Annotated in this window: 6 protein-coding genes and 1 pseudogene; 5 read left to right on the forward strand and 2 right to left on the reverse strand. The window is 59.4% G+C overall.

Annotation, left to right across the window (positions count from 1 at the left end; genetic code table 11):
- Positions 1 to 347, reverse strand: a pseudogene (locus tag B5F12_RS11335) (hypothetical protein); the annotation flags it as partial.
- A 310-nt stretch (positions 348 to 657) separates the two neighbouring features.
- Here B5F12_RS11335 and B5F12_RS11340 point away from each other — a divergent pair.
- From B5F12_RS11340 to B5F12_RS11350, 3 genes are read left to right on the forward strand one after another with little or no spacing between them, the layout of a single operon-like run.
- Positions 658 to 1,158, forward strand: a complete 501-nt coding sequence (locus tag B5F12_RS11340; RefSeq protein WP_158096811.1) for a MarR family transcriptional regulator — start codon at positions 658 to 660, stop codon at positions 1,156 to 1,158.
- A gap of 23 nt (positions 1,159 to 1,181) precedes the next feature.
- Positions 1,182 to 3,374 carry an ABC transporter ATP-binding protein gene (locus B5F12_RS11345; protein ID WP_087234473.1) on the forward strand — a complete coding sequence of 731 codons (2,193 nt, stop codon included), beginning with the start codon at positions 1,182 to 1,184 and terminating at the stop codon, positions 3,372 to 3,374.
- The gene (locus tag B5F12_RS11350; protein WP_087234475.1) at positions 3,374 to 5,197 is read left to right on the forward strand and encodes an ABC transporter ATP-binding protein; all 1,824 of its coding nucleotides are present in this window, start codon (positions 3,374 to 3,376) and stop codon (positions 5,195 to 5,197) included. The genes B5F12_RS11345 and B5F12_RS11350 overlap by 1 nt, the downstream gene beginning before the upstream one ends.
- Positions 5,198 to 5,572: 375 nt before the next feature.
- Here B5F12_RS11350 and B5F12_RS11355 read toward each other — a convergent pair whose 3' ends face one another.
- Entirely contained in the window at positions 5,573 to 6,214 is a 642-nt protein-coding gene (locus B5F12_RS11355; RefSeq protein WP_087234477.1) for a lactate utilization protein, read from the reverse strand.
- A 186-nt stretch (positions 6,215 to 6,400) separates the two neighbouring features.
- On the opposite strand from B5F12_RS11355, the gene B5F12_RS11360 reads away from it, so the two are divergent.
- Together B5F12_RS11360 and B5F12_RS11365 are read left to right on the forward strand one after the other, a co-directional pair.
- On the forward strand, positions 6,401 to 7,183 hold the full coding sequence (locus B5F12_RS11360; protein WP_087234479.1) for a YcxB family protein: 783 nt from the start codon (positions 6,401 to 6,403) through the stop codon (positions 7,181 to 7,183).
- Positions 7,184 to 7,281: 98 nt separating this feature from the next.
- Complete coding sequence (locus B5F12_RS11365; RefSeq protein ID WP_087234481.1) at positions 7,282 to 7,419, forward strand: helix-turn-helix domain-containing protein; 138 nt, start codon at positions 7,282 to 7,284, stop codon at positions 7,417 to 7,419.
- Positions 7,420 to 7,510: the final 91 nt, after the last annotated feature.

Consider the following 7,510-nt stretch of genomic DNA (forward strand, 5'->3'; position numbering starts at 1 on the left):
GCCGGGGTGGGTTGAGGGGTAGGCGCTGGCGTGGGGGTTGGTGCAGGGGTCGCCGTTGCCTCCGGTTCCTCCTCTGCGGCCGCACCGTGACCACTTATGTAGGACTGCCCCAGGTCCTGCTGCTGGCTCAGAAGGGTCACCTGCTGATCGGCTGCGTTCCCGCTCCCCTGGTCGGTTCCCTCCACCAGCTGCTCCAGCCACGCCGCTCCGGGCAACTTCTCCCCCGCCCAGGCCGTTGCCTGCTGCATCCAACTTCCCAGGTCCATGTCCGCTTGCAGCATCTGGCGCACCGCCTCCGCCTGGCCGGGAAACACCCCTCGCCCGATAAACACCAACAAAAATAGCATGCCGCTGGCCACCAGTTGAATCCCCCAGCGGGCCGCTCCCGGCGCGGCCGCTGGCTTTCCCCGCCGCGCCCCCGCCGGAGTGGAACGCCGTCTCACCCCTGTGTCCATACGCTCCCTCCCTTGTCCAAATCAACCTAATGCACCCTATGCACCGGAAAGCTGGAATATTCCCCCGGTGATTTTGTCGATTTTGTGAACTTTTTGAAAAGCCATTGACAACCGAGAGTAACGCGCCTATAATCCCTTATGTTTCTTAATTATGTTACTTAACCTTTTTGAGGGTTCAGTATCAAGATGGGAGGTTATAACATTGAAGGATCAGCAACACCCACGTGCGCTGGAGCTGCTGCGGGAGATGGACCTGCTGCGCCGCACCTGGAAGCTGGCCATCCCCAACACCGGAATCAACAAGTCGGAATTTTTCACCCTGTACACCCTGCGCTGTCCCAATGGCCAGGCTCTGTCCTGGGGTGAGGGCTGCTCCCAAGAGCCTGCCCCCATGACCCTGTCCACCCTGGCCAAGGCCATGAAGCAGAGTATGCCGGCGGTGAGTCAGCGCATCACCAAGCTGGAGGAACTGGGCTATGTCCGGCGGGAGCCAGACCAGCGGGACCGCCGCACGGTGTGGATTCACCTGACGAGCGCAGGCAACGAGCTGCTCCAGACCACCGGCTCTGAGATGTTGGGAAAGCTGGAGCGAGTGCTCCACCGCCTGGACACCCAGGACGGGGTCAACGCCCAGCTGCTCATCCAAGCCTTCCACTGCCTGGCCCTGGCAGTGGAAGAGGAATTTTCCCAGGGCAAACCGTAACTTCTAGGAGGGAACCAGATTTTATGCTGAAACTCAAGCGTTATTTGAAACCCTATGCCGTTCTGTTGCTGATGGGCATTGTGTTTCTCTTTGGCCAGGCCATGCTGGAGCTGTCCCTGCCCAACTACATGAGCGACATCGTCAATGTGGGCCTGCAACAGGGAGGCATCACCTCCCCCGCTCCCCAGGTGATCTCCGCCGATGCCTTTGGCCTCATGGAACAGTTCATGTCCCAGGAGGACCGGGATGTGGTGGAGGGAGCCTACGTGGCCCTGGCAGACCACCCGGACTATGAGGACCTGTCTGCCACCTTCCCCAAGGCCGAAGACACCGACCTGGCTCTGAACACCCAGGACACCCAGGCCGTAGAGACCGCTTTTGGCCGGGCCAGCTACGCCTTGACCCAGGTCATGAGCCAGGCCTCTGGCTCCAACGAGGACGACCAGGCCTCCATGGCCGAGGGATTCCAGGCCCTGGGGCAGATGTTGGCCCAGCCCCAGGCTCAGGCACTCATCCAACAAGCCATTGACGTGGCGGCCCAGACCCCGGACACCATGCTGGAGCAGACAGGTGTGGCCATGGTCAAGGCCTTCTATCAGCAGCTGGGCGCTGACACCGATGCCATTCAGACCCACTACATTCTCACCACTGGTGGACGTATGGCCGTGTTGGCGGTGCTGCTCACCCTGTGCGCCGTGGCCGCCGGCTACTGCATGGCCCGCATGGGCGCCGGGGTCGCCCGGGACCTGCGCCGGGATGTGTTCACCAAGGTCACCTACTTCAACAACGATGAGATGGACCGCTTCTCCGGGGCCACCCTCATCACTCGTTCCACCAACGACATCACCCAGGTGCAGAATTTCCTGAGTATGGGTCTGCGGCTGCTGTGCTTTGCCCCCATCATGGGCATTGGTGGCCTCATCATGGGCCTGTCCACCTGCGTCAACCTGGCCTGGGTGCTGGCTCTGGCCCTCATCGTCATGCTGGGCCTGCTGCTGGTGCTCTTTGCCGTGGCCATGCCCCGCTTTAAGAAGATGCAGGCCCTGGTGGACCGGCTCAACCTGGTCAGCCGGGAGGAGATCGGCGGCCTGATGGTGGTGCGGGCCTTCTCCAATCAAAAGTTCATGCAGGACCGCTTTGAAAAGGCCAACGGGGATTTGACCTCCAACACCCTCTTCGTCAACCGGGCCATGGCCACCATGATGCCCGCCATGACCCTGGTGATGAACGGCCTGTCCCTGCTCATCGTGTGGTTCGGCGGCAAGCAGATCGCCGCCAGCAACTTGCAGGTGGGCGACATGATGGCCTTCATCCAGTACGCCATGCACGTGATCATGAGCTTCTTGTTCATCAGCATGATGTTTATCATGGTGCCCCGGGCCTCCGTGTCCGCCGAGCGTATCAACGAGATTCTCCAGACGGAGGTGCAGGTCAAGGACAGCGACCACCCCACCCACCTGAGTCAGCCTGTGAAGGGCGTAGTGGAGTTCCGGGATGTGTCCTTCCGCTACCCCGGCGCCGACGCCGACGTGCTGGAGCACGTGAGCTTTGTGGCCCGGCCCGGACAGACCACCGCCTTCATTGGCTCCACGGGTTCGGGTAAATCCACCCTCATCAACCTCATCCCCCGCTTCCATGACGTCAGCGAGGGCAGCATCACCCTGGACGGGGTGGACATCCGGGACATTCCCCAGAAGGAACTGCGGGACGCCATCGGCTATGTGCCCCAGAAGGGCCTGCTGCTCCGGGGCACCGTGGAGAGCAACCTGCGGTATGGCAATCCCGACGCCTCTCAGGACACCATCGACACCAGCGCCCGCATCGCCCAGGCCTCGGAGTTCATCTCCCACCTGGACCAGGGCATGCAGACCCCCATCAGCCAGGGCGGCACCAACGTCTCCGGCGGACAGCGGCAGCGTCTGTCCATTGCCCGGGCTCTGGCCAAAGAGGCCCCGGTGTATATCTTCGACGACACCTTCTCCGCTCTGGACTTTAAGACCGACGCCCAGCTCCGGGCCGCTCTGAAGGAGTACACCACCCAGGCCACCGTCCTCATCGTGGCCCAGCGAGTGTCCACCATTTTGGATGCCGACCAGATTCTGGTGCTGGACCAGGGCAAGGTGGTGGGCTGCGGTACCCATCAGGAGCTGATGCGCACCTGCAAGACCTATCAGGAGATCGCCCAAAGTCAGCTTTCAAAGGAGGAATTGGCATAATGGCAGGACCTATGAGACACGGCCCCATGGGCGGCCGTAACCCGATGGGAGAAAAGGCAGCCGATTTCAAGGGCACCATGATTAAGCTGCTGGGCTATATGAAGCGCTATCTCCCCATGCTCATCATCGCTCTGGTGTGCGCCATTGCGGGCACCGCATTTTCCATCCTTGGTCCTAAGATTCTGGGCCAGGCCACCACCAAGCTGTTTGAGGGCTTGATGGCCATGATCGCCGGCACGGGCTCCATTGACTTTGACGCTCTGGCCCAGATCTTGCTGTTCCTGGGCGGCCTGTACCTGTTCAGCGCCCTACTCAACTACGTCCAGGGCTGGCTCATGGCGGGCATCGCCACCAAAGTCAGCTACACCATGCGCACGGACATCAGCCAGAAAATTGACCGTCTGCCCATGTCCTACTTTGACAAGGTGTCCCACGGCGAAGTGCTCAGCCGTATCACCAATGACGTGGACTCCGTCACCCAGACTCTGAACCAGAGCCTGTCCCAGGTGGTCACCCAGGTGACCCTGCTGCTGGGCGTGCTCATTATGATGCTGTCCATCAGCCCCTGGATGACCCTGGTTGCCCTGTGCATCCTCCCAGTGTGCCTGATCATCGTCACCAGCGTCATTCGCCACAGCCAGAAGTTCTTCCGCAGCCAGCAGGAATATCTGGGCCATGTCAACGGCCACGTGGAGGAGATGTACGGCGCCCATGTGGTGGTCACCGCCTTCAACGGCCAGGAGGACTCCATCCGGGACTTCAACGAGATGAACGAGAAGCTCTACCACAGCGCCTGGAAGAGCCAGTTCCTCAGCGGTCTGATGATGCCTCTGATGAACTTTGCCAGCAACCTGGGCTATGTGGCTATCTGCGTGCTGGGCGGCTTCCTGGCTCTGAACCAGGCCATCACCGTGGGTGACATTCAGGCCTTCATCCAGTACGTGCGCCAGTTCACCCAGCCCATCAACCAGCTGGCCAACATCTCCAACCAGCTCCAGCTCACCGCTGCCGCCGCCGAGCGGGTGTTCCTCTTCCTGGAGGAGCCAGAAGAGGAGGCCGACCCGGTGCCTGCTGTAGACCCTGAATCCATCGACGGCTCGGTGCAGTTTGCCCACGTAAACTTTGGCTATCTGCCGGATAAGACCATCATCCACGACTTCTCCGCCTCCATTCAGCCTGGCACCAAGGTGGCCATCGTAGGCCCCACCGGAGCCGGTAAGACCACCATCGTCAAGCTGCTCATGCGCTTCTACGACGTCAACCAGGGAGCCATCCTCCTCAGCGGCTACGACGTGCGCCAGTTCGCCCGGGGCGAGATGCGGGACGCCTTCGGTATGGTGCTCCAGGACACCTGGCTGTACAACGACACCATCATGGAGAACATCCGCTTCGGCCGTCTGTCCGCCACCGATGAAGAGGTGATCCAGGCCGCCAAAGCCGCCCAGGTGGACCACTTTGTTCGCACCCTCCCCCATGGCTACGACACGGTGCTCAACGAGGACGCCAGCAACATCAGCCAGGGCCAGAAGCAGTTGCTCACCATCGCCCGCACCATCCTCTCGGACCCCAAGATTCTCATTTTGGACGAGGCCACTTCCAGTGTGGACACCCGCACCGAGGTGGCCATCCAGACCGCCATGGACCGCCTCACCCAGGGCCGCACCAGCTTCATCATCGCCCACCGGCTGTCCACCATCCGCAACGCCGACGTCATTCTGGTGATGAAGGACGGCGACATCGTGGAGACTGGTACCCACCAGCAGCTGCTGGATCAGAACGGCTTCTACGCCAATCTGTACAATAGCCAGTTTGCCACCACCTAACCACAATCAAAAAAGGGCATGTTGCAAAAAAGTTAGCGAGAACCTTCAAGAAGACGGTTCTCGCTAACTTTTTTAATGCGCAAATTTTCCGCTCGGGTCTGAAAACTGCATTTTGCAACAGCCCCTTCGTTTCAGACTGTCAAAAACCTCATATCAATGCAAGGAGGATCATTTTTCTTGCATCGTCAAAAGCCCTCGGCAGAGTTTTCCCATCCGCAGATGGGAAAATAAATTGAAATCCGTTTTTTCGGGGACATGCGCATCGAAAAAACACCTCTCAGCCCGCCAGTGTGGAATCGGGTCGCCCTTTGACCCGATTATGCATGCAGCGGGCTGCATCCCATCTCAAAAATGCAAGCATTTTTGAGAAATATGTTAATATCCCAGTTCCTCGCCCACCAGGATCACCTTGATGCGGCCGGGCACCCGCTGCTGGCGGTGAATCACCGTGGTGCAGCAGATGCGGTCCGGGCTGTGGCAGTCCTCACAGCGTCCGGAGATGGTGCAGGGGGTCTTTCTGTGCAGCCGTACCGCGTTGGCCGGGGCGGCCACCTGCTCCACCCGGGCCACCGCCGCCTCCAAGTTGGGCACAATCTTGTTGTACCCCACCACACAGATGACGCTCTTGGGACCATAGGTCATGGCGGCCACCCGGTTGGCGTTGCCATCCACATTGTACAGCTCTCCCTGCTCGGTCACGGCGTTACAGCTGGTGAGATAACAGTCGGCAAAAAAGGCCTTACGCAGAACCAGGTCGATTTCCTCCTGAGGCACCGCCTCCCGGTCATAAAATTCATAGTCGCCACTGCGCAGAAGGTCCATGATACCCGCCTCACTCAACGTCATGCTGCCTCCACAGGCAACCGTGCACCCCTTGGGCAACAGCTCCTGTACCAGCTTTCGGGCATCCTCCAGGGTAGGCGCATAGTAGGCAGTCATATGGTTCTCTTCCAGCTTCTTGGCGGTGCGCTCAATGAGCTTCTCCCGTACCAGAGCCATAGGTTCGTGATTGGTCATGGCGGCCTCTCTCCTTTTTGTAAAATAGATGCTTCCATTGTACTCCATTTCCCCCAAAGTGTACAAGGTTTTTCTTCTCCGCTCGTCTTTCAAAATTCTTAATAAAACCTTGATGATATTCTCAATCCCCCATGGTATACTCAGGGAGAATTTGATAAACCTGCATTCTTTTTGGAGGTGGGTACATTGACTGATTCCTTCACCTTTTCTCTCTCCCCTCTGGACACCGAAGCCCTGCTCCCCCAGCTCGCCGCGGCGCTGGAAAAGCGAGTGGAGCTCCACTCCCGTCAGCGACTTCCCGGCCTGTGGCAGGTCACCGACAAGCTCTCGAACGCAGAGCGTGGCTCCCAGCCTGTGGCAAACCATCGCAAACGTCTGCGCCAGTTTTTAGGGCTCCTACTCTGGGTGCTGGGCCTACTGATGTTGGCCCCCGGGCTCATCGACCCCCAGGAACTGTTTGTCCCGCTGGTGGCAGGAGCCTGTGCCTTCTTCTTGGGCCAGCTGACCCTCTGGCTCTACCAGCGCACCCTGCTGGCCATTCTGGACTTGGCCTGCGGTCTCTTCCTGTGCATGTCTGCCCTGGGCGCTCCCAATCAGATGTTGGGCCTGCTGTGGGCAGCCGTTCCCTGCCTACTGGTGAGTGTCGCCGTCCTGCCCTCTCGGCGGCGTCAACGCACCACCCCCTTTGAGAAAGAGGCACGGAACCTTCTTGCCAAGTACCAGGACCTTAAGCCCCACACCATCCAAGCGGTATTTGACCATCAGGGCCTCACCGTGTCTCAGCCAGAGGGAGCCCCCAGTGTATACCCCTATTCCACTGTGTCCTTCTTTGTGGAGACCCCCGATCTGCTTCTCCCCTTTTTCCAGGATACGCTGCTTCTCCTGCCCAAGTACGATCTGACCACTGGGACCATGGACCAGCTGCGCACCCTGCTGGCCCAACAGGCCCCCTATGAAATTCTGGAATAATCCCTGGATTTTTGACTCTCTCCCCCGATTCTACTTCTGAGGGGTGTTCCTTCCGCCCTCTTTCTGCTATACTTGCAGCCAAGAGAGGGGGTACATCCATGGACCTTGTGAAAATCGGGGCATACATTGCCAGCAAGCGGAAGGCGTTGGGGCTGACCCAAAAACAGGTGGCGGAACAGCTAGGCATGAGTGACAAGTCGGTGTCCAAATGGGAGCGGGGGGGTTCACTTAGATAAAGATACCACATCAATCCCACGCTGACTTTTGCTCAACCGATACAGCCGGAGGGCTGGATAACAAGAAAAGGCGGTATGCGCCCCGTGGAGG

The sequence above is a fragment of the Pseudoflavonifractor sp. An176 genome, from assembly GCF_002160435.1.
Taxonomy (GTDB): Bacteria; Bacillota; Clostridia; order Oscillospirales; family Oscillospiraceae; genus Enterenecus; species Enterenecus faecium.

Bases quoted from the DNA above. Each gene is read 5' to 3' on its own strand.
- B5F12_RS11345 (WP_087234473.1), top strand. From the start codon at position 1,182: ATGCTGAAACTCAAGCGTTATTTGAAACCCTATGCCGTTCTGTTGCTG.
- B5F12_RS11350 (WP_087234475.1), top strand. From the start codon at position 3,374: ATGGCAGGACCTATGAGACACGGCCCCATGGGCGGCCGTAACCCGATG.
- B5F12_RS11355 (WP_087234477.1), bottom strand. From the start codon at position 6,214: ATGACCAATCACGAACCTATGGCTCTGGTACGGGAGAAGCTCATTGAG.
- B5F12_RS11365 (WP_087234481.1), top strand. From the start codon at position 7,282: ATGGACCTTGTGAAAATCGGGGCATACATTGCCAGCAAGCGGAAGGCG.